General features: G+C 33.9%; 16 protein-coding genes. 10 read left to right on the top strand and 6 right to left on the bottom strand.

What is annotated here, in order from left to right; genetic code table 11:
- Positions 1 to 312: 312 nt before the first annotated feature.
- Positions 313 to 1,782 (bottom strand): IMP dehydrogenase, encoded by a 1,470-nt coding sequence (guaB, locus tag GM921_RS06910; protein ID WP_182921863.1) that lies wholly within the window; start codon positions 1,780 to 1,782, stop codon positions 313 to 315.
- A gap of 126 nt (positions 1,783 to 1,908) precedes the next feature.
- Between guaB and GM921_RS06915 the strand changes: the two genes are divergently transcribed.
- The 4 genes from GM921_RS06915 (at position 1,909) to ppnP (ending at position 8,022) form a co-directional block, all read left to right on the top strand.
- Positions 1,909 to 3,747, top strand: coding sequence for an outer membrane protein assembly factor BamB family protein (locus GM921_RS06915; RefSeq protein ID WP_182921864.1), 1,839 nt, complete (start codon positions 1,909 to 1,911; stop codon positions 3,745 to 3,747).
- Between the two features lie 107 nt (positions 3,748 to 3,854).
- A complete protein-coding gene (locus GM921_RS06920) occupies positions 3,855 to 5,846 on the top strand; it encodes a DUF3858 domain-containing protein (RefSeq protein ID WP_182921865.1) in 1,992 nt (663 codons plus the stop codon).
- On the top strand, positions 5,843 to 7,738 hold the full coding sequence (locus GM921_RS06925; RefSeq protein WP_182921866.1) for a DUF3857 domain-containing protein: 1,896 nt from the start codon (positions 5,843 to 5,845) through the stop codon (positions 7,736 to 7,738). The genes GM921_RS06920 and GM921_RS06925 overlap by 4 nt, the downstream gene beginning before the upstream one ends.
- A 2-nt stretch (positions 7,739 to 7,740) precedes the next feature.
- Complete coding sequence (gene ppnP / locus GM921_RS06930; protein WP_182921867.1) at positions 7,741 to 8,022, top strand: pyrimidine/purine nucleoside phosphorylase; 282 nt, start codon at positions 7,741 to 7,743, stop codon at positions 8,020 to 8,022.
- Between the two features lie 174 nt (positions 8,023 to 8,196).
- On the opposite strand, the gene GM921_RS06935 is transcribed toward ppnP, so the two are convergent.
- The 3 genes from GM921_RS06935 to GM921_RS06945 all read right to left on the bottom strand — a co-directional run bounded on the left by GM921_RS06935 (position 8,197) and on the right by GM921_RS06945 (position 11,336).
- A complete protein-coding gene (locus GM921_RS06935; protein ID WP_182921868.1) occupies positions 8,197 to 8,649 on the bottom strand; it encodes a GNAT family N-acetyltransferase in 453 nt (150 codons plus the stop codon).
- Between the two features lie 181 nt (positions 8,650 to 8,830).
- Entirely contained in the window at positions 8,831 to 10,105 is a 1,275-nt protein-coding gene (locus GM921_RS06940) for a M16 family metallopeptidase (RefSeq protein WP_182921869.1), read from the bottom strand.
- Positions 10,098 to 11,336, bottom strand: a complete 1,239-nt coding sequence (locus GM921_RS06945) for a M16 family metallopeptidase (protein WP_182921870.1) — start codon at positions 11,334 to 11,336, stop codon at positions 10,098 to 10,100. Before GM921_RS06945 ends, GM921_RS06940 begins: the two co-directional genes overlap by 8 nt.
- A 198-nt stretch (positions 11,337 to 11,534) precedes the next feature.
- On the opposite strand from GM921_RS06945, the gene GM921_RS06950 reads away from it, so the two are divergent.
- The 4 genes from GM921_RS06950 to GM921_RS06965 all read left to right on the top strand — a co-directional run bounded on the left by GM921_RS06950 (position 11,535) and on the right by GM921_RS06965 (position 17,861).
- Entirely contained in the window at positions 11,535 to 12,659 is a 1,125-nt protein-coding gene (locus tag GM921_RS06950) for a CofH family radical SAM protein (protein ID WP_182921871.1), read from the top strand.
- Between the two features lie 29 nt (positions 12,660 to 12,688).
- Complete coding sequence (locus tag GM921_RS06955) at positions 12,689 to 13,198, top strand: hypothetical protein (protein ID WP_182921872.1); 510 nt, start codon at positions 12,689 to 12,691, stop codon at positions 13,196 to 13,198.
- 592 nt (positions 13,199 to 13,790) lie between these two features.
- Positions 13,791 to 15,032, top strand: coding sequence for a 6-bladed beta-propeller (locus tag GM921_RS06960; RefSeq protein ID WP_182921873.1), 1,242 nt, complete (start codon positions 13,791 to 13,793; stop codon positions 15,030 to 15,032).
- Between the two features lie 3 nt (positions 15,033 to 15,035).
- Positions 15,036 to 17,861, top strand: coding sequence for a TonB-dependent receptor (locus tag GM921_RS06965; RefSeq protein ID WP_182921874.1), 2,826 nt, complete (start codon positions 15,036 to 15,038; stop codon positions 17,859 to 17,861).
- Positions 17,862 to 18,608: 747 nt separating this feature from the next.
- Here the strand turns inward: GM921_RS06965 and GM921_RS06970 are convergent.
- Positions 18,609 to 19,478 carry a ferritin-like domain-containing protein gene (locus tag GM921_RS06970; protein WP_182921875.1) on the bottom strand — a complete coding sequence of 290 codons (870 nt, stop codon included), beginning with the start codon at positions 19,476 to 19,478 and terminating at the stop codon, positions 18,609 to 18,611.
- A gap of 17 nt (positions 19,479 to 19,495) precedes the next feature.
- Positions 19,496 to 20,197, bottom strand: a complete 702-nt coding sequence (locus tag GM921_RS06975) for a ferritin-like domain-containing protein (RefSeq protein ID WP_182921876.1) — start codon at positions 20,195 to 20,197, stop codon at positions 19,496 to 19,498.
- A 146-nt stretch (positions 20,198 to 20,343) separates the two neighbouring features.
- On the opposite strand from GM921_RS06975, the gene GM921_RS17545 reads away from it, so the two are divergent.
- Both GM921_RS17545 and GM921_RS06985 read left to right on the top strand, forming a co-directional pair.
- Positions 20,344 to 21,123, top strand: coding sequence for a LytR/AlgR family response regulator transcription factor (locus tag GM921_RS17545; RefSeq protein ID WP_182921877.1), 780 nt, complete (start codon positions 20,344 to 20,346; stop codon positions 21,121 to 21,123).
- A complete protein-coding gene (locus tag GM921_RS06985) occupies positions 21,113 to 24,052 on the top strand; it encodes a sensor histidine kinase (RefSeq protein WP_317170968.1) in 2,940 nt (979 codons plus the stop codon). Before GM921_RS17545 ends, GM921_RS06985 begins: the two co-directional genes overlap by 11 nt.
- Positions 24,053 to 24,120: the final 68 nt, after the last annotated feature.

Consider the following 24,120-nt stretch of genomic DNA (forward strand, 5'->3'; position numbering starts at 1 on the left):
TAGGGGGTTGGCTCGGATATATCCGAGCCAACCCCCTACTAAGTCCGAAGCAAGTGCGAATAAAATAGGAGCTAATAGTTAAGCTGTTACGAACATGGTATTATCCTAATATTAAGCGTAGCTGAATTATAGGCGAAAAGACAGAAAGCAAGGGTTAAATTGGCACAGTTCAAAGTATCTTTCAGGCAATTAGTAAAAAGTAATAAATGAGGGATTTTGAGACAACTGGCACTTCACAAAAAAGATTGAAATAAAAAGCGGGGCTATCGTAACCGATGCCCCGCTGTAATTGCTTTTCAAATAAAGAAAATCTTATCTTGTATAATTTGGTGCTTCTTTTGTAATTGTAATATCGTGAGGATGACTTTCTCTCATACCAGCAGCCGTAATTTGAACAAATTGTGCTTCTTGTAATTTTTCAATAGTACCAGCACCACAGTAACCCATGCTGGCACGTAAACCGCCAACATATTGATACATTACCTCGGCTAAAGTTCCTTTAAATGGTACGCGGCCAACAATTCCTTCTGGGACCAGTTTTTTAATATCATCTTCAACATCTTGGAAATAACGGTCTTTTGAACCTTGTTCCATCGCTTCGATAGAACCCATTCCACGATAAGATTTGAATTTACGTCCTTCATAAATGATCGTTTCACCTGGAGATTCTTCTACTCCAGCAAATAATGAACCTGCCATTACCGTACTTGCACCTGCCGCAATTGCTTTAGAAATATCGCCAGTATGTTTAATTCCGCCATCGGCAATAACAGGAACTCCGGTTCCTTTTAATGCTTTAGCACATTCGAAAACTGCATATAATTGCGGAACACCTACACCAGCAATAATTCTGGTAGTACAAATAGAACCTGGACCAATACCAACTTTAACAGCATCAGCTCCTGCATCTGCTAAAAATTTGGCTGCAGCACCAGTAGCAATATTACCAACAATCACCTGCAAATCAGGGTATTTCGCTTTAACTTCTTTTAATTTATCAACTACACCTTTTGAGTGACCATGTGCGGTATCAATTGTAATCACATCCACTCCAGCTTTTACCAAAGCATCTACACGTTGTATGGTGTCTGCTGTAACTCCGACTGCAGCACCTACGCGTAAACGACCTCTTTCATCTTTACATGCAGCTGGATAGTTTTTTACTTTTTGAATATCCTTAAAAGTGATTAATCCACATAAATAACCTTCTGCGTTTACAACTGGTAATTTTTCTATTTTATAGTTTTGTAGAATTTCTTCTGCTTGAATTAAATTAGTTCCCTCTGGCGCAATGATTAAATTTTCTTTAGTCATTACATCTGCAATTGGCTTATTCATGTCTTTTTGAAAACGCAGATCACGATTGGTAATAATTCCAACCAATTTATTATCTACACTTACCACAGGAATACCTCCTATCTTATGCTCTTTCATAATTTTAAAAGCATCGGCAACAATAGCACTCTCTAATAGCGTAACAGGGTCTTGAATCATACCACTTTCAGAACGTTTAACTTTACGTACTTCTTCGGCCTGTCTTTCAATCGTCATATTTTTATGCAGCATTCCGATACCACCATTTTGTGCAATGGCAATAGCTAATTCTGCTTCTGTAACGGTATCCATAGCTGCAGAAACCAAGGGTACATTTAATTTGATTTTTTTGGTCAAAAAAGTGCTTGTATTCACTTCACGGGGCAAAATTTCTGAATATGCAGGCACTAACAATACGTCATCGTACGTTAAACCAGTAGCAATAAATTTTTGGGGATCGAGTTGCATAGCAAATAAATTAGGAGTTATTATTTGCCAGGCAAAGATACAACATAATCATCAATATAAAAATTTCATTACGTTTTGTTGTGCCTAAAAAGAATTGAGCATCTTTAGTGATTAAACTATATTCTAATGAAAAAACTGATTTTCTTCCTTATTCTTTCCATTTTTAGCCTTCCTATTTTTGCCCAAAATTTTAAATATGCTTTTGTAAGCGATACCCATATTGGTAGCGCAAATGCGGATGAAGATTTAAGAAGAACTGTTGCTGATATCAACAATCAACCTGAGTTAGAATTTATCATCATTACTGGAGATATTACTGAAATGGGTACTAATGAGGAATTGAAATTGGCTAAAGAAATCTTATCAGGATTAAAGAAACCATATTACATTATGCCAGGCAATCATGATACTGGTTGGTCGGAATCTGGTGGAGTTAGTTTCATTAAAGAATTTGGTTACGATAAATTTACGTTCGATTATAAAGGTTATCGTTTTATAGGTTGCGCTTCTGGACCTTATGTACGCATGTCTGATGGTCACATTCCAAGAGATGCCACTGTTTGGTTGGATAGTATTTTGAAGAAAACACCTAAAGATATGCCGATCATTTTTGCCAACCACTACCCTATTGATAACAGTTTAGATAATTGGTATGAGGTTACTGACCGATTAAAAACTAGAAATGTACAATATATTATTTGTGGTCATGGACACAATAACCATCAATATAATTTTGAAGGGATTTTTGGTACAATGGGGCGTTCTAACTTAAGAGCAAAAGATAGTATTGGCGGATACAATGTGGTAAACATGACAAAAGACACTGTTTATTTTTCGCTTAAAAAACCAACTCAAGAGTTATTAGCACCTTGGCGAAAAATCCCTTTGAAAACTTTTGTTCATCAAACTTTAAAAGCCTACGAAAGGCCGAGTTACGACATTAATAAAAAATATAGCGACGTTAAAGAGTTATGGACTTATCATTCGAGTGCAAATGTGGTAAATACGCCTGCTTATAGCAATAGCCTAGTAATTTTTGGAAATAGTTTAGGTTTAGTTGAGGCTTTAAACAGAACAACTGGAAAAAAAGTGTGGACTTATCAAACTAAAGGCGCAATTTATTCATCACCTGTGGTTAAAAACCAATTGGTTATTTTAGGCTCTGGCGATGGATATATATATGCATTAAACATCGCCAATGGCAAATTAGTTTGGAAAGTTGAAACTCCAAATTCGGTCTTAGGATCGCCAATAATTGATGGTGATGTAGTTTTTATTGGAGGAAGCGATCATAGTTTTAGAGCTTTAGACATTAAAACAGGAAAAGTAATTTGGAAATTTGATGGTGTTGAAGGTGCTATTGTTGATAAACCATTAATTTATCAAGGCAAAGTTATTTTTGGCGCTTGGGGAAGGCATTTGTATGCATTAGATCTTAAATCGGGTAGTTTAGTTTGGAAATGGGATAATGGGAATGGAAATAGAATGTTTTCGCCAGCTATGGTTACGCCAGTTGCGACGAATGGGGTTGTTTATATTGCAGCACCAGATCGTTTTTTAACGGCAATAGATGCAAATAATGGTCAAACTTTATGGCGAAATAAAGAAGCTACAGTTAGAGAATCAATTGGTTTATCTGCCGATAGCAGTACAGTTTACGGAAAAACCATGCAAGATGAAATTGTTGGTTATAAAACTCAATCAACAGACCCCGGTATAGCTTGGAGATTAAATGCAGGTTTTGGGTATGAACACATACCATCAATGTTAATTGAAAAAGATGGAAAAGTATTTTATGGAACTAAAAATGGAGTGGTGTATGCTTTTGATCCAAAAACTAAACAAAATTTATGGGCGCATAAAATTGATAACTCAATGATTAATACCATAAATGTAATCGATGGAAAAAACATTTTAGTGAGTACAATGGATGGAAAAGTAACGATTTTACAGAGCAAGGAATAAGCTTTTTTATATAACTTTTTTGATACATTATTTAACTGAACATATTTACTAGGTTTTAAAGAAACTTATAAATATGTTTATATTATTGTACTAAGATAATCGTATTCATGAAAATTAAAGCTCTCCTACTCCTCTTAGGGATTTCTGCATGCCATTTAATCGGCTATGCCCAAAAAAAAGAATTTAAATTCGGAAAAATCACCCCTGAAGAATTTCAAATTAAAGCTTCTGGCAAGGATTCTGCCGCAGCAGCTATTAAAATATTCGACGTAGGTAATTGCTATTTCGAAATAAGCCCAAGTAGTGGTGGTTTCGTTTATGTTTATGAAAGACATATCCGCTATAAAGTTTTAAATAAAAATGGATATGATTTAGCAAACTATAAAATTGGTTTATATAAAGGAAGTAATTCTGCTAAAGAAGATCTTTATGGCATGGATGCAGCTACCTACAACATGGTTGATGGTAAAATGGTAACGAGTAAACTCAATAGAGATGCAAAATTTACTGAAGAATTTAATAAGAAGTATACTTACAAAAAATTTGCATTGCCAAATGTAAAGGAGGGTTCTATTCTAGAATTCAAGTACACTATTAAATCAGATTTCATTTTTAATCTTCGTGGTTGGAGTTTCCAAAGTGATATACCTACACTTTATACAGAATACAATGTTAAAATTCCACAATATCTTACTTATAAAACGAATTTTAGTGGTTATTTAAGCGTTAACCGTACAAAACATGAAAGTGTAAATGCAACTTATGTTAATGGATTAAACTCTACTGCAACTTATGATCAATATGTGTTAGAAAATGTACCCGCTTTAAAAGATGAAGCTTATATCACAACTCTAGATGATTATCGCCCAATGCTTGATTTTGAATTACAAGGGACTCAATTTCCAAGTGAACCATATAAAGATTACAATGGCAATTGGACAAAAATCATTTCTGGCTTAGTAGAAGATGAAAATTTTGGTCAGTTTGTTAACAAAAACTCTTATGCAAAATCTGTGCTTCCTACGATTTTGAAAGGAGAAAAAGATACGTTAGCTGTAACAAAACTTATTTTTGATTACATAAAAAACAATGTAAAGTGGAACGATGAGCATAGTATTTACGCTAGCGGAACTAACCCTAAAACTGTTTTTGAAAAGAAATCTGGAAATTCTGCTGATATCAATTTAAGCTTAATCAGTTTGTTAAAAGAAGCAAAAATTAATGCATACGCAGTATTAATTAGCACTAGGGATAACGGTGCTCATCCTGGATTTCCAGTAATTTCTAAATTTAATAATGTTGTAGCTTGTGTTATAATTAACAACAAAAATGTGTTAATAGATGCAACTGATAAAGATTTACAATTAGGAATGATTTCTTACGACAATTTGAATCATCAAGGTTTTTTGATGGACTTAAGCACAACAAAAGGTAGTTGGATTCCAATTGAACCTACTTTCACAAACGAAAAAAACTTTAATTATGTTTTGGCACTCGATAAAGAAAATAAATTAACTGGAAAAATAATTCAATATTCTAAAGGATATGCAGCATTAAACTTAAGAGATAAGTACAGAACTACAAATAATGAAACCGAATTTCTAAAAAATTATAAAAAAGATAAACCAGGCTTAGAATTATCAAATTATAAAATCGATAATCTTGATAATTTGGATGAAATGCTAACCGAATCAATGGATGTTGTGATTGAAGATAACGTAGAAGAAGCTGGTAATTTGGTATACTTTACCCCTTTGTTATTTGAACGCACCAAAGAGAATATGTTTAAACATGAAGAAAGACTTTTCCCTGTAGACTTTGCTTATCCTATTAAAGAAAATTACCGCATTACCGTAACTTTTCCAGAAGAATATGAAGTAGAAAAATTACCAAAAGGCGGCATTTTTAAATTACCAGATAATAAAGGAGTATTTAGTATTCAGTTTTTAGGTGAAGGGAAAACATTAATGGTTAAAAGTACTATAGACATCACAAAATCATTTTATACTCCTGAAGATTATTTTGATTTAAAGGAGTTATTTAAATCTATCGTACAAAAACAAGCCGAACAAATTGTATTTAAAAAGAAAGCCGAATGAGGAAGCTAATTTTCTTAACTTTTTTAGCCGTTATTAATTCTTATAGTTATGCACAAACTACTTATGATGCTGCTAAAATACCCGAAAACTTAACAAAAGATGCCATAGCGGTGGTGCGCAATGAAGAGCAGTTTTTTGACTACAAAAGTATTGGCTCTGGACAAGTAGATTATAAAGTAGCCATTACCATTTTAAGTAAAGCTGGTGATGATTATGCAGAAATGGCAGAGCCTTATGATAAATTCTCCAGTATTTATAACATCAAAGCTACTTTGTATGATGCAACTGGAAAAAAAGTTAAAGAATACAAATCATCTGATGTTAAAGACCAAAGTCTAATTTCTGATTATTCGATATTTGAAGATAATCGCATTAAACTATTAAAATTTTACAGCACAGCTTACCCCTACACCATCGAATATAGTTATAGTCAAGATTTTAAAGGAATATTATCAATGCCTTCTTGGCGTGCTATCAAAGGGTATAATATTTCAACAGAAAAATCAGTTTATACCATTCAAAAAAATCCAACACTAGCTTTAAAATTTTTAACAAGCAAGAATTTAAAAACAGATTCTACCAAAGTGGGAGATAAAACCCAATACAAATGGTCTACCACAAATACACCAGCTATTGAAAGTGAACCACTAAGCATTGGTTTAGAAAACAGTGTAGATTGGGTAAAAGTATCTCCAACACAATTTGAATACGATAACACAACTGGAAACTTTGATACTTGGAAAAATTTTGGGGCATGGATATCTAAACTAAATGAAAATGCAAATGTTTTACCTCCAGCTACAAAAACTCAAATCCAAAGTTTAATTAAGGATGCAAAAACGCCTAAAGAAAAAATGAGGATTTTATATAATCATTTGCAACAAAATACACGTTATGTAAGTGTACAATTAGGTATTGGAGGTTTTAAACCAATTTTAGCAGAAAAGGTAGCGCAAGTAAATTATGGCGACTGCAAGGCGTTATCTAACTATATGAAAGCTTTATTAAATGAAGCCGGAATTAAATCTAACCTTATTGTAATTGGTAACGGAATGCCTGGTTTAAATCCAAATTACTCGAGCATGGGGCAAGCAAACCACATGATTTTATGCGTTCCTTTAGAAAAAGACACTACATTTTTAGAATGTACAAGCCAATATAGCCCAATGGGATTTATTGGTTACGACAACTCTGATAGAAATGTTTTAATGATAACCGAAGATGGTGGAAAATTAGTACACACCCCTATTTACAATGCAAAAGATAATTATCAGGTTAGAAAAACAAAGATAAATTTTAAAGAGGATGGCACAGCAGATATCGACATAAAATCAGCTTACGGAAATGCTCAATTTGAAGATAACATGAGAATGTTGTTGATAGAACCTGTTGAGCAACGCAAAAGAATTAATGAAACCAATGGTATTCCAGGAGCCGAATTAATTTCTTTTAAGTTTAATCAGGCAGATAAAGCTTTACCAATAATGACTGAGGAAATCAATTTTAAAAGTAATCAACTGTTAACTCAAGGAGGTGATAAAGCATTTTTAACGCTTAACCTTATCAATAGAAAGGAAAGTGTTCCTGCTAAAATAGAAAACCGTAAAACCTATTTTGCAGTATCTTTTAGCTATCAAGATGATGATGAAATTAGTTACACTTTACCAAAAGGTTATGCTGTCGAATTTCTTCCAAAAGACATTACACTCACCTCAGAGTTTGGAACTTACACTGCCAAGTTTATCACAAAAGACAATACCATAACCTATACGCGTACACAAACAATGACGGCAAAAAAGTTTCCGCCAGAAAAATACAATGAGTTTGTAGATTTCAACAAAAAAATATATCAAGCAGATAAACAAAAAGCCGTTTTAACGAAAACTTTATAAACATGATTACCGAAAACCAATATTTTGAGAACAATGTTAAATCTTTAGGTTACCATACTTCCGAAGGAAAATCTACCGTAGGTGTAATTAACCCTGGTGAATATGAATTTGGTACATCAAACAAAGAAATTATGCATGTTATTGAAGGCGAATTAATTGCATTACTCCCTAATACTACCGAATGGCAAAGCATTAAAGCTGGGCAATCTTTTGAAGTTGAGAAAAACTCATCCTTTAAAGTAAAAGCCAATGCGCAAACTGCTTATTTATGTCAGTATAGATAAAAATTACTAGTTGGTGGGAGCGCCAACCTTGGCATTAATTAAACAGTTTTATGAACGTTTCGTCATTGCGAGTCTCCGATTTTTCATCGGGACGAAGCAATCTTTCCTGCAAAACAGATTGCTTCGTCATTCTTCCTCGCAAGGACGATTTGACTATATAATATCCCTTAAATCTTACTCTTCCTCGCAATGTTGCCTTAATTGCTTCGGTCCTTGAGGCCAAATAAAAGCGGTCGTTTGTTTTTTCCAACCCATACTTTTATAAAAAGGATCGGCGCCTGGAGCAGCACTTAAATTCACAAAGTGATAATCAACTAACTGATTATTCAATGTAGTCACCAAGTATTTTCCAAGTCCCTGCCCCTGAAAATCTGGGTCTACTACAATATCTGCAAGCATGGCGTAATAGCGCCCATCGCCTACTACTCTACCAAAAGCAATAATCTGTTCGCCTTTAAAAACAAAAAGAGTAGTAGAACTATTTCTAAATGCAGCAGCTATTTCTTCCGCTTTGCGATGCTTCCATTCTATTTTATAAAATAGTGAAATCACATAGTCCCAATCTATTTTAGCAAGATCTGGGTTAATTATATAAGTGTATTCTGGGTTTTCTGTTAGATTGTTCATTAATTCAAATTAGTTATTCTATCGTTTTACGATAGAACAGGTTTTAATTATCGGTCGGTATTCGTCATTCCCGTGAAAATGGGAATCGTAATGCATAAAACAAGCCATTTACCCTTTCTATTGCTTTACGATACCCAATCGAGTTGGGTATGACGCTAAATAGAACGGAGTCAAAAATCAATTATTTCTTACCAACAACAACTCTCGTCATTGCATTCCAATTTAAATACGTATTAGCAATAGCTTTTAATTCTTCGGCGCTAATGGTTTTCACAGTGTGGATGTATTTACTGTAATAATCGTAATCTAAGCCAGAGAAGTAAATGTTTTTAAACTTATCAGCATGAGAAAAAGCATTTTCTAAGCTACCCAACATAGAACCCAACATAAAATTCCGAACTAAATCTAATTCTTCCTCACCTACCAACTCCGTTTTTAAAATATTAATTTCCTTTTCTATTTCTTGCAACGCATTTGCACATACTTCCGTTCCAACTTCAGTAGCAATAAAAAAGTAACCAGCATCTTTTAAAGAAGCTATGCCCGAACCAATTCCGTAGGTATACCCTTTATCTTCACGAATGTTTGCCATCAAGCGAGAGCCAAAATAACCACCTAACAAGCAATTTAATATCTGCAATGCAGGAAAATCTTGATGTTTACGATTAATACTCAAATTACCCATTCGTATAGCCGATTGAACAGCATCTGCTTTTTCTATATAAATTTCGCCACCCTCAACTGGTGCATAGGTAAGTTCATTAACGGTTGATGGTTCATTATTCTCCCATTCTTGACCGAAAAACTGATTAAGCAAATCAAATTCTTTAGCTTCAAATTTACCAGCGGCGATAATTGTACAATTTGCAGGTTTAAAAGCAGCTTTAAAGTAAGTCAAAAGATCATCCCTTTTTAAGGCATCGTAATCTGCCATAGAAATATCAGAACCATAAGCTGTATCTCCAAAAATGGTATTGGCAAATGTTTTACGAGCAATAAAATCGTTCTTTTGCAAATTTACCTGCAACTTCTGTTTCTGATTTTGGATAAAAATATCCAACTCTTGTTGCGGGAAAACACTCTCATTTAAAATTGATTTAACAATTGGCAACACCGCAACCAAATGTTTATTTAAACTAAAAAGTGTAATTGTAGTTTGATCTGCACCATATTCTGTTTGCAAAAAAGCACCATAATAATCTACTTTCTCAGCAATCTCTTTAGCAGATAACGTTTTAGTACCGTTATTTATTAAACTATTTACAGTTACCGCCTGCAATGGTTTATTCTGATTGTAGTTTACGTTTTCAAATATAAATTCGATACGAACTAACTCTTGCTGACCAACATTTACAGTAAAAACCTGAATACCATTAGCCAGTTGTTGCTTTGTTGGAGCAATAAAATTAATATCATTAACCTGTTTTGAGGCAGGCGCTAGTGTACGATTAAGCATTGGCTAAATAATATAAAGTAGATGATTTTTCTTTAACAAAAGTTGTTGTTGCAACCTCTTTAATCTGCGCTGCAGTAACGGCCAAATATTTATCTATTTCTGTATTTAGTGTTGCTGCATCACCCAATAACTCATAATAAGCCAAGTTCATTGCTTTGTCTAACAAATTCATTTCGGCAAATACCATAATAGATTCCGATTTGTTTTTCACCTTAGTCAACTCATCATCGCTCACTAAATCGGTGGTTAGTTTATTCAGTTCTTCCCAAATAGCCTTTTCAGCAACTTCTTTATCAATTCCAGTAACCAATTTTCCTTCTACAACAAACAAACCTTCGTCTAAACTGCTAGATAAATACGCATTAATATCGCTAAATAATTGCTGTTCTTTTAGCAAACTATTGTACAAACGAGATGATTGTCCTTGAGATAAAATATCCGACATCAAATCATAAGTCTGATACGTTGCATCTATTCTGGCTGGCATTTTAAAAGCGATATAAATTGCGTTTAAAGGCACATTTGCAGTAACAGTTAAGGTTCTCGCCTCAGTTTGTGGTAATTCTTTAGGTAAGTTTCTAGTATATTTATCTCCTGCCGGGATAGGCTCAAACCATTTTTCGGCTAGTTTTTTAACCTCCTCAGTCTTAACATTTCCACCAACTACTAAAACAGCATTTTGCGGGTTATAATGCTTTTTGAAAAACGCTTTCACATCTTCCATCTTTGCATTTTCTATTTGCGCTAAATCCTGACCAATTGTAGCCCATTGATAGGGATGTGTTTTATACGCTAACGGACGTAATTTTAACCAAACATCGCCATAAGGCTGATTAAGGTAACGTTGTTTAAACTCTTCCATTACCACATTTCGTTGCGTATCCAAACTCTTTTCAGAAAAAGCAAGGCTCAACATTCTATCGCTTTCTAGCCAAAAAGCAGTTTCGATATTTGTTGCAGGCAACGTAATGTAATAGTTCGTAATGTCGTTACTGGTAAAAGCGTTATTCTCGCCACCAACACGTTGCAAAGGTTCATCGTAACTCGGAATATTTACCGAACCACCAAACATTAAATGCTCAAATAAATGTGCAAAACCTGTTTTATTATGCTCCTCATCTCGTGCACCAACATCATACAAAATATTTAAAACGGCCATTGGCGTAGTTGGGTCTTCGTGTACCAAAACCTTTAAACCATTAGCGAGCGTAAAACGATTAAAATCTACCATATCATTTTTTAGAGGTGTAAAGATATAGAAAAGTCCGAAAGTTGATTGTCCGAAAGTCCGAGGTTTAGGTAAAAGAAATTAAAATTACATATTAGTTAGAAAGTCCGACATTAGAAAGTCCGTTTACAACTTCCGAACTCAAAACTTTCTGACTTACGGACTAGAAAACTTTCCGACTAAAAAAATTATCTTTGTACCATGAATACTGCCGAATTATTACAGAGGGCTCTAAAATTCGACTTTTTAACCAAAGAAGAAGGCGTTTTTTTATACCATAATGCAGAAACTGCCGAACTAGGTTATGTAGCTAACGAATTACGAAAAATTCAAGTGCCAAGCGGCAAAGTTACTTGGCAAATAGATCGCAATGTAAACACCACCAACGTTTGTATTGCCAACTGCAAATTCTGTAATTTCTTCCGCCGTCCTGGTCACGATGAAAGTTATATTACCGACATTGAAACCTATAAAATTAAAATTGAAGAGACTTTTCGCTTAGGCGGAGATCAGCTTTTATTACAAGGCGGACATCACCCAGACTTAGGCCTATCATTTTATGCCAACCTTTTTAAAGAACTAAAAGAATTATATCCCGATTTAAAATTACACGCTTTAGGTCCACCAGAAATTGCTCACGTTGCTAAACTAGAAGGAATTTCACACACTGAAGTTTTAAAAGAATTAAAGGCAAATGGTATGGATAGCTTACCTGGCGCTGGTGCAGAAATTTTAAATGATAGAGTTCGTAGGTTAATTTCTAAGGGTAAATGTGGCGGACAAGAATGGTTAGATGTAATGAGAGCAGCCCATCAGTTAGATATAACTACTTCTGCAACCATGATGTTTGGTCATGTAGAAACTATTGAAGAACGTTTTGAACATTTAGTTTGGATTAGAGAAGTACAAAGCGAAAAACCCGAACATGCAAAAGGATTTTTAGCATTCATTCCTTGGCCATTTCAAGATGACGGCACTTTATTAAAACGTTTACGTGGCATTAGCAACAACGTATCAGGCGATGAATATATAAGAATGTTAGCACTAAGTAGAATAATGTTACCTAACATAAAAAACATACAAGCAAGTTGGCTAACTGTTGGTAAAGCCGTTGCACAATTGTGTTTACACGCAGGTGCAAATGATTTCGGCTCTATCATGATAGAAGAAAACGTAGTATCTGCGGCAGGTGCACCACATCGTTTTACAGCAAATGGTATACAAACTGCTATTAAAGAAGCGGGTTTTGAACCACAACTTCGTGGTCAACAATATAACTACCGCGATTTACCCGCTCATTTAGAAGAACAAGTAATTACTTATTAACCTATAATTAATCTTCAAATGCGCTCATTATGTTAAAAAAATCTATTTTATCCCTATTCATTATTGTTTCAAGCATTCAAGTTAATGCACAAAAAGACTGGTTTAAACTGAAAATATCTGATAAAGTAAGTGTAAACTTCCCAGTCGAACCAACAAAACAGAATGAGAATGCTTTTGTAGTTAAAGATAAGGATGGATTAATATTTGTAGTTACCATTGTCGACCTACTAAAAGCTACTGGTATGAGCTTAGAACAATTTAATTCGGAAGTAGAAACACAAACATTTGTTGATGGTTTCATGGAAGGATTAATCCCAACTATGCCAAAATACACCTTTAAGGACACCAAAGTCATCAAGGTTAAAGGTTTTACAACCTACCAAATAATTGGAAGGAATGAAGCAAGTAAAAGTACGGTATATATAAATTCGGTTTTCGTAGATGGAATTGGACATTCATTAGCTTGTTTAGTTGCAGATGGCAAGGACACCAAAAACAAGGATATCTTCTTAAACGAAATTTATATTAATGGTAAATAAGAGTTAAGCTTTTATTTTATTCTATTTTATTAATAAACGTCCTTGCTTCGTACCTCGCAAGGACGGCCGCCTTACAACCTTTCCCAAACCACAACCCACCGCCAAGTACGAGGACCGGCCTTGTAGCATCCCGAAGGAGAAAGCATTAAAACTTGTGCAAAAACGTTCAAAAACCACCGTCCAAAACAATGAGCCAGTTCGATCCTTCATCGAACCTGCTGCTTGTTGCCTTAAAAGTTTTGATCGCTTAATCCGAGAACCACGATTGCTCTTGAGGACAAAAAACAATATATGCTACCGAAAAAATGATACTAAGCCTTGATTTTTGTTAAACTTTTTATCAAGAAAAAGTTTAGAGCCATCGGTGGCGGTGAACCGAAGACAAAAAAGATTGCTTCGTCGTTTCTCTCCTCGCAATGACGAAAATCTTATAATCAAAAAACATTTAAATTATGTTAAATCATAACCACCCCCTACCATAAAACGATTTTTTTAGTTATAATTGAAAAGATTTAACAAGCGTTAGGAAATTGATAATCTGTTGGGATAAAACTGCCGTTAAATTTTAAAACCAAACACTTATCAATCAAATATGCCCCTAAAGCAAATCATCCCTCTTTTTCTCTTCATATTATGCTACACCCAAGTTTTTTCTCAAGCTAAGGTAGATAGCACCGATATGGTTACCCTCCGTATCGACCCTCAAAGTGCAAGAGGTGCCGCAGTTTCACAAGTTTTTGATGAAGTAAAATTTATCCCTTTAGAAACCACCAAAGAAAGCCTGTTTGGAAACATTGCACAACTTAAAATAGCTGGTAATAAGTATATTATTTATGATTACGACACCAGATCTATCCTACTCTTTAGTGATGAAGGAAAGTACATTAGCAAAATTGATGCTACCAAACTTCAAACTGATAAAGAGGATAAAGAAAAAGCACAGTCTTACGGTTTCAGAACCGTAAATGAAGAAGGTAAAGACTATATCATAATCTTCACCGGCAACAATGTTCAATATTTCACCATGGATGGTAAGTTTATTAAAAAAGTAAAAAACTATAGCTATTCAGACGAGATTGCGATGTCCAATGGTAATATCCTTGCAAAGTTAGGCATGTATATTAAAAAGGGCAAAGACAGTACTTTTTACAAGTTAAACATCATTAATAAAATTAAAAAAGACACCGTTGGTTATTTTAAATTTGACACTAAACTATACGAAACGGATGATTGGTATGGTGATGGTGGAATTAGTCAGTATGCTCCCAATGAGGCATTTTGGAGCACTTTTTACGATTACAACTTATTTAAAATAACACCAGAAAAGGTTTCATTAGCCTATAAATTCATTCTTCCCGCCATTAATACTTTACCTAAAGATTTTCTAACCAATCCTATCTATGTAAAGAAAAGGTTCGATTATTTCGAAAAAAATAAAAAGATCATACATGGTCTAGGGAAAAGCTATTTATTAGGGGATAATCTCTACTTAAGGTTTTCGAACATTTTCTGGGATAAGGACCAAAAGAAAAATCTAATCTATAATATCAAAACAAGCGAATTACTTTCATTTCAAGATTTAGAACCTGATAGTCTTTCTTCTTTTTTACCAATTACGGATTCTGGCTTTGGCTATGATTTTGAAAATCGTGGATTTTTGGCATTTGAAGATGGAAAGTTTTATACCAGCTATTCTTCATTAGCTATGTTTGCCTTTAAAGAACGAAGTGCAGATAAGGCAGTAAAATATCCTCCACTTTTAGAAAATTACTTTAAAACTGGCAACAGAAAAAGTAACCCAGTATTAGTAGTCTTCAAACCAAAAACCAAGTAATCTATGCGCTTTCTCCTCGTTTTAGCTATAGGTATATTATGCCTATTTACTTCTTCATCTTACGCACAACAACCTGCTGCTGCACCTACAACAGGAACTATCAAAGGCATAGTTCGCGATACAGTTCACAATTATGTTTTAAAGTCTGCCACTGTTTCTCTTTACCGTGCCGATAGTTCTGTTTTAAACTATCAACTAAGTAATAATTATGGTGAATTTAAATTTACAAATGTGCCAATTGGACAAATACTACGAATTGATATTAGTAATGTAGGATATCAAACATTCCGTCAAAAAATAACAATTCCGAAAGGCCAAAGTATGCTCGATTTAAAAACTTTGGTAATAAACCCTCGAACTGATACTTTGAAAGAAGTAGTAATCAACATACCCCCCATTACTTACAACAACGACACTTTAGAAATAAACGCAGCTGCATTTAAGTTAGACTCCAATGCAACGGTAGAAGATTTGCTTAAAAAAGTACCAAACATTACCGTTTGGGGCGATGGTATTATTACAGTTAATGGTAAAGAAGTTAAAAGTTTATTGGTAAATGGCAAACAATTTTTTGATGGAGATAATAAAGTAACGCTACAAAATATACCAAAAAATGCATTAGAGAAAATTCAGATATTTAATAACGCCGATCGTAATAATCCTTTAGATAGTAACCTAGTAGCTAACTTAAAATTAAAGAAAGGAAAAGACAGGTCTTACTTTGGCAAGATTGGCTTTGGATACGGAACCAATAACCATTACCAAATTGATGGCAACATTAATTTAACCACACCAAAATTACAACTCTCGGTTATTGGTGCTACAAACGATGTAAATAAAACACCAAATGATATTAATACTTTGGTTAGAAACAGCACCTTCAAAGGTGTAGGTACAAGTATAGAATATCAACCAGATTTTAGGCAAACAGGTATTAATAAAGGAACAGTAGCAGGTGCCAAAATGAACTATAATTTTACACCCGACAGCAAGGAATGGAATAACAAAAGTTCATTAAGTGCAGATTATTATTTTAAGAATATAGAATCAAATAACACTGGTAAAAATCAGAGCATAACCACATTATCAACTAATAACAAGCTATTTTCTTTTTCAGAAAATGCATCTGTTAACAATAGCGAAAGTCACCGTTTAAATTCACAGTTCAATTACTATAAAAAAAATCATCAACTTGATATTAGCGAAACTTTTAATACAGATAACAGTAGCAGCATACAAACCAACATTAGAAATGCTTCTGATAACAATAACCAAATTACCAGTACAAATAACGGAAGCAGTACAAATAACTCAGATAATCAGAATTTTAATTTAAGGGCAAATTATAGTTATAACAATTATAACAACTGGAAACAGAGATTTAAAGGCATAGATGTGGGTTATAATCTATCTATGAACAATAGAAATACCGATAGAAATGAAATTACCGCTTTTAGAGATTTGTTAACCCCAACATTAAATAGAGATTTTAATAGAAACTATCAAACCAATGTTAAAAGCTTTAATCAAAACATCAATCTAACTCTACGCGACTTAAAGTCGTTGTTTTTTGGAAATAAAAACTTATCAAATTTTAATGCAGAATTATCAGCAAAGCTAGATTTGGACAATAATAAAAACAACAATCAAGTTCAAGATTTAAATGGAAGCACTTACCAAGCAAATAATTATCTCTCAAACAACTTACAAACCAATCAAACAGTATTTACACCTGGGGTTTCCATATCCAAAAACTTTAGCAAGAATTTAAGCAATCGGTATAATAAAAGCTTAAGGATAAAATTAACCGCCGCACAACAATTGAGTTATCAAGACAATAAATCAATAAAGGGTTTTCAAAACATCAATAGAAATTATAACAATTTCGTACCAAATGCTAGCATTTCCTATTCTAATTACCAATACGGAACTCATCAAACAAGCATTTCACTAAACTACAATACACAAATTACTATCCCTACCGTTAATCAATTAGCACCCCTAACAGACAGTACCAATTTATATAATTTGCAAAGAGGAAACATCAACCTTGTTGAAGCAAAAACCAAGTCTTTAAATTTAAACTTGTATCGTTATGATATGCGGAATAAAAATACGCTCAATTTTAATGCAAACGCTTCAATTGGTTTAATTGAAGATGCAATTATTGATAGTTCATTCATCGATGCCAGAAATAGAAGAAATAATTATTTGGCAAACGCTAATGGCAGCAAGTACGCTCGCCTTTATGGAGATATACGCAAATCGTTAAAGTTTAAATCAGCCGAATTGAAATTTGGATATACCACTAACTTTAACATTAATCGTACACCAAACTATTTAAATGGAGTTTTTAACTTCTCTACCAATACCTCAACTGAAAATAAAATCTCTACTAACTTTACTTTTAAGGATAAATTCGCTTTAGAAGGGACACAAAGTATTGCAACAAGTTCGTCAAAGCAGCAAACATTAAATACTACTTACAAAAACACAACACTTACCTCTGGTTTAAGTGCCAACTATAATTTTACCAAGAAATTTTCTTTAAACAGTAATATAAGCTTCAATAACAATAATCCATCAGTTGGTGAAACCATAAACTTTACAATTTGGAATGCAGAAGCAAATTATCGTTTTACAAAAGGTAATAATGCAGAAATTAAGTTGTCAGCTTTAGATTTATTGAAACAAAATAGAGCAATATTTAACTACGCAGGAACTAATACATTTACTACATCTACCAGAAACGTATTGCAACAATATTTTATGGTAACACTTTCTTACTACCCACGCAAGTTTGGCAAAGCTACGCCTGTAAAAAAGTAGCCTTGTAACTGTTTTAGCTCACCGCCACTAAGGCTCTCGTCATTGCGAGTCCCAATTTTTCATTGGGCGAAGCAATCTTTCTCGCCTAGATTATTACCTATCGGCTAGTGTCTCACCAACCGAAACTTTCTAACACATAATTATTAGAAAATCAGGTACAGTAACACCTATTAAAGGTAGCCCTGCTTTCCATTACAATCTTTTTGTATGAGCACTTCGCCGTCATTTCGAGCCCAGCCGAGAAACCTTTAGACAGTGCAATTCAACAACAGGTATTCGCAACACAAAAAGTATTTCCACTCCAATCAGGTTTAATAAACTCAAAACAGTACTATAAATAACACCTGAAAGCAGAAACCCATCATCCGCTAAAAGAGTTATGCCACCTGCAAAAAGAATTATACCACTGTAAAAAGGAATTACACCACTGTAAAAAGGAATTACACCACTGTAAAAAAGAATTATACAGCTGTAAAAAAGAATTATCCCACTGTAAAAAAGAATTATACAACTGTAAAAAGGAATAATACAACTGTAAAAAGGAATAATACAACTGTAAAAAAGAATTATACAGCTGTAAAAAGGAATAACACCACTGTAAATTAAACACTATTAATTTCCATCATAAACTCCCCTCTCCTTGGGAGAGGGGTTGGAGCCTGCTCCGATTTTACATCGGAGGGTGAGGAATAAAAAAAGGGAAGAAAGCAACTCGCCTCCCTCCCTCTTACCTAAACAAAATATAACCTATGAAAGTTTTTTACCAGGTTGCAAGAATAAGTTTGCAATGGTAATAACCGAAGCTCTATCTAGTGGTTCATCAAAACACTCAACAGCGGCTGCTTTAGTTACACCAGTATTACCATTAATGCCTACAATATTTACTCCTGCTTGTACAGTTGTGTCTTCGCCAGCATAAACTGCATCTACTTGTGGTACGCCAGAATCATTAGCCTGACCAGCCGAACCAAGGCTTACCCATGGTTTATAAACAGTAGTACCACCCGAAAGTGTTGTACGCATTGCTCTAATATGCGCCGCATGTCTAGCCTCTACCGAATGTATTTGCAATGCTGTTGTTAGTACTGGATTACCCACTAACACACCCGCCTGACCTTTATAGGCTCTTACACCTGTATCTTCAAAACCTTGCGCAACTGCTAAAAAAGTACCATAATCGGTAAATACAGTTGGGAAAGTTCCACCCGCAGTATAATCAGTATCTGAGTAAGGTATTGCAGGTCTTGCTGCTGCACCTAATGCACCTTTTAACAAATTAACGTGAGCTAACTCATGGTCGCGAATAAGTGTAATTGCTGCCAATGGAGCACCTGCTGGTATTGGAGTTGCTGGCGTACCAGCTAATGCGTGGTTATAAAAATTGTATTCTAAATACTCTAAAGCTAGAGCGAAATTTAATACATCTGTAACTGCCTGTGGCGTAGATTGTCCATATGCTTTTTGAAATACAGAGCCTAAAGCCAGTGGCATTGCTGCCAAAGCTACTTTTTTACCCATGTTAAAAAAGTCTTTCATAGCGGCTCTACGCGGGTTTAACCTTTCATAGATCTCACCGTCAACTTTTTCTATTTCTTCTAATATATTTACGATATTCATGATTTCTAGTTTTAAGATTAAAGATTAATTACGTTAATTTTCGTTTTAATGTATTTACCCGCAGCAGCAAGTACAACATCTGGCGCTAAAGCCATATCCAATCCGGTTGATGAACTAACCTGAGGAGCAGTAGCGAATGTTCCATTTGAAATTAAATCGCGAATATATGCAGCATGACGTGCTTCTACCGAAACGATTTTGCCTGCGGCTAAAAGATAAGTTGTACTTTTTAAACGTACACCTGCACCATTGTAAGCACCAACTCCTAAATCTTCAAAAGCCATTGCTGCTGCTAAAACACTAGTACGATCTGTAAAATTAATACTCGAAAAATCTACCGATAAGCTACCAATAGCAGCTGTACCTAATGCATTTTTAAAAAATTCTCTGTGCGCAACTTCATGGTATTGGATATCTTGAAAGTAAGCTTTTTCTGCCGCACTAAAACCTGAGGGCGGCGCAGAAGCTACTTGTACATAAAATGCTGCTTCTAATTGCTCTAAAGCATAAGCATAATTTAATACACCAAAATCGTCTTTAAAATCTAGTGTTACACCTGTCATTGAGTTATTAACCCTGTCTTTTCTGCAGCCTGCAGCTGTTAAAGCTACAACTGCTGCGCCTGCTCCTGCATATTGCAAAAAAGAACGGCGCTGTAATTTAGCATCCAAAATGCCGCTTTCACTTAGCACTACATCTTGTTCGTTTAAATTTTCCATAAGAATGATTTTTAATTTAAGGTTCGGTTAAAAGGTTTTCTATCCGTTACTTACGAAACTTAAACACCTTTGGATTTTGAGAGGAAAGAAATATTTTCTATTGCCTCTATTTTTTGATAAATTGAGCCCTATTAAATAGAAATGCCGTGTTAAATGCAATTATAGTAGATGATGAAGAATTTGCCCGTTCGTCGCTTTATTTTCTTTTACAAGAAAACTGCGAGAACGTAAACATTGTGGGTATTGCAAAATCTGTAAACGAAGCTCGTAATTTACTAGCTCAGCATACGGTAGAACTTATTTTTTTAGATATTGCCATGCCTGGCGAAAATGGTTTCGGGTTAATTCCTCAAGCGCAAAACGCAAACGCTACCGTAATATTTACAACTGCATACGATCAATATGCCTTAAAAGCAATCAAAGCAAATGCACTAGATTATTTGCTTAAACCTATAGATATAGATGAATTAAAAGAAGCAGTAAGCAAAGCTGATAAATACATTAAGTTAAATAAAGGCGAAAACAATAGAAACGAAAGCCTCAAAAACTTAGCGAATGATTTAAGCGATAAAACATCTATCAAAAAAATAACCTTACCCAGCGGACAAGGTTACAGATTAGTAGATATTGATGATATTATTCATATTGCAGCCGACAGTAATTATTCTGTATTTCATTTATTAAACCTCGAAAAAATTGCAGTTTCTAAAATACTAAAAGACTACGAAGAGATTTTACCAGATAGTACATTTGTCCGCATTCATAAATCTAGCATTGTAAATCTTAAATACATTAAAGAGTACAACTCTAAAAATGGTTTACAGGTAGTTTTAGCTAACGGCGAATTGATAAATGTTTCGCGGAGAAGAGCTAGTGATTTTTTTGAGAAGATTAAAGCATATACCAATTTTCAAAGTGAGAAGTAAATATTTATATCTGCTTTGCTGGCTATTGGCATTACTTTTTGTACCCCTACTAAAAAGTAATGCACAAACTGCATACTTGCCTCATTACACTACAAAAGATGGTTTACCTAGTAATAATTGTTATTATACTTTGCAAGACAGCAAAGGTTACATTTGGGTGGCTACCGATGCTGGTGTAAGTAGGTTTGATGGTACTATGTTCGAGAATTTTTCTGTAGATGATGGTTTACCAGATAATCAGGTTTTACAATTAAGAGAAGATAGCAAAGGAAGAATTTGGTTTTTAACACTAAATGGTCAGCTGAGCTATTTTTACAATGGCAAAATATATAACCCTGATAATGACAAACAACTTAAACATCTGAATTTTAATGCGGTTATTGTATCTTTTTTTGAGGATAGTAAGGGCAAGATTTGGTTTGGAACCAATAAAAATATTATCGGGGTTTGGGATGGGAAATCGTTAATTAAATACACTTCTCCCAATATCGAAAAACAGTATGGCAATGCTTTTATACATGAAGATAAGCAGGGCAATATTTGGGCGTATAGTACAACTGCGGTATTTCTTTACATCAGAAATAATTTTGTTTTAGTGGAAGATAAATTCTTGCCTCTGTCTTATAAAACGTTGTTTGATAAACGTGATAAATCTGTTTACTTTTTAGATAAGACTGGGTTAAATATTAAAACAGGATCAGTAAATAAGCTGGTATTAAAAACCGACCCAGGCCTACTTAGCAATAGCCCTGGTTATATTTATGTTGATGATAAATCCCTTTGGTTAAGTAATAATAGTGGTGTTTATGTAATGGGGTTTGATGGAACTGTTGAACAATTACTTAAAAACGTTGATGTAAACCAAGTAATAAAGGATAGCAACCAAAACATGTGGTTTACCACCAAAAACGGAATTTACAGATTGCCCGATGCGAAAGAACGTGTATATATATTTGATAAAGAAAACGGACTGACCAGCAATGTGGTTAAAAGTATTGCAAAAGATGCAAACGGAAGGCTGTGGATGGGCATGAACAATGCCAGCATCAACATTTTAAACAGACAAAACAAGGCAGTAGAGAAAATTAATTTCCCAGATTTACAACGATACAGCACTATTAAACAATTAGCTTTCGATGATAAAAATAAAACTACCTACTTCGCCTCTGATTATGGTTTGGGTTCATTATCATCGTTATATCCTGCAAAAACTAACATCAAGTATTTAAAAGAAACTAACAATTCGGTTTTTGTTGTTAAAAATTTCAGTTTAGATACTACTGCTAAATTGGCTTTAGCGTTATCATCAGGAGTTGTAATTATTAGCGATAGAGTGAATAAATTTGAATTTTCTGCTTTAAATTATAAAGAGAAGCAAGATTATTTTAAAGATCGCTCCTACCGTGTTTACTATGATGACTTGCAGGGATTATGGTTTTCTAACGTAAGCGGCCTATCCGAATTTAACGCTGGTAAATTAACTAAGTACTACGAAATCTATCCAATATTATCTAAAAGGATAAATGATATCAAGCAATTAAAAAGCAGAACTTATGCTATGGCCACCGATGGGTATGGTATTGTTATTTTAAAAGATGGAGCTATAATTAAGCTGCTTAGACAGAGAGATGGACTTAACAACAACATTATTAATAAACTCTTTGTAAAGAATAATTATTTGTGGGCAATTAGTAATACGGGTATAAATCGTATTTCACTGGCGGATAATAAATTCACCGTTAATTCCTTTGATTATGCAAATGATCTCTTATCAGATGATTTGAATGATTTATACATCGATACAGATACTGCTTATTTTGCAACCAATAATGGTTTGGTTTATTTTACGCACAATCAGAAATCGCAGCAAACTAAAGCGCCTAAAACATACATTTCTTCAATCATCGTTAACAATGAAGCTTTAGATTTAAGTTCATCAAGCTTTGTATTAAAACCAGATGAGCACACCATCACCTTTAATTACAGCGCCATTGATTTTAAAAATCGGAAAATTAGCTACCGCTATCGTTTAAAAGAAAACGCCAATTGGTCTGAAACTAAAAACAGACGATTAGAATTATCATCCCTAGAACCAGGAAATTATTCTTTTGAAATAAGTGCAAAAAGTCAGGATAGTGAATGGAGTACTCCTGCTAAAATCCACTTTGTTTTAGAAAAACACTTCTGGCAAACCTGGTGGTTTATAATTATTCTATTAATTGTTGGCGCTTATCTTTTATATGTAATCACGGTAAGAATTACTAAAAGACAAAAAAATAAAGAGCAAGAACAGCTGCTAAATAAAAATAAAATATTAATGTTAGAGCAAAGGGCATTACAAGCAATGATGAACCCTCATTTTGTGTTTAATGTGATGAATTCTATCCAACATTACATCAACACTAAAAATACTTCCTCGGCAAATAAAGTATTAACAGGTTTTGCCAAATTGATACGGAAGAATTTAGAAATCTGTACCAAAAGTTATATTAACCTAGAAGAAGAAATTGAGTATTTAAATCTGTATTTAAGTTTAGAGAAAAATCGTTTTGGCGATAAATTTAGTTACAACATAGCAGTTGATGAAAAGATTGATAAGGAAGAAACATTAATTCCGTCGATGCTTTTACAACCTTATATTGAAAACGCAATTTGGCATGGCATTATGCCAAAAGAAGATGGTGGTGAGGTAAAAATAAATATCGACCAAAAAGATGAAGACTATTTGTGGATTAAAATAATAGATAATGGCATAGGTATTAAAAATTCATTATCCACAAAAAACAGTGCACATAAAAGTAAAGGAATGGATTTAACACAAGAGCGAATAAACTTGTTAAATAAAATTGAAGCAAAACCTATACAACTTTATATAGAACAGAACGGAAATAGTGGCACAACAATCACAATTTTAGTCCCTTTACGATAAACTTTACCGTTTACTCAATTATTACTACCACTTACTAAATATAATTTATTCGTTTTATAATTAGCATT

The organism is Pedobacter planticolens, assembly GCF_014172375.1.
Lineage (GTDB): Bacteria > Bacteroidota > Bacteroidia > Sphingobacteriales > Sphingobacteriaceae > Pedobacter > Pedobacter planticolens.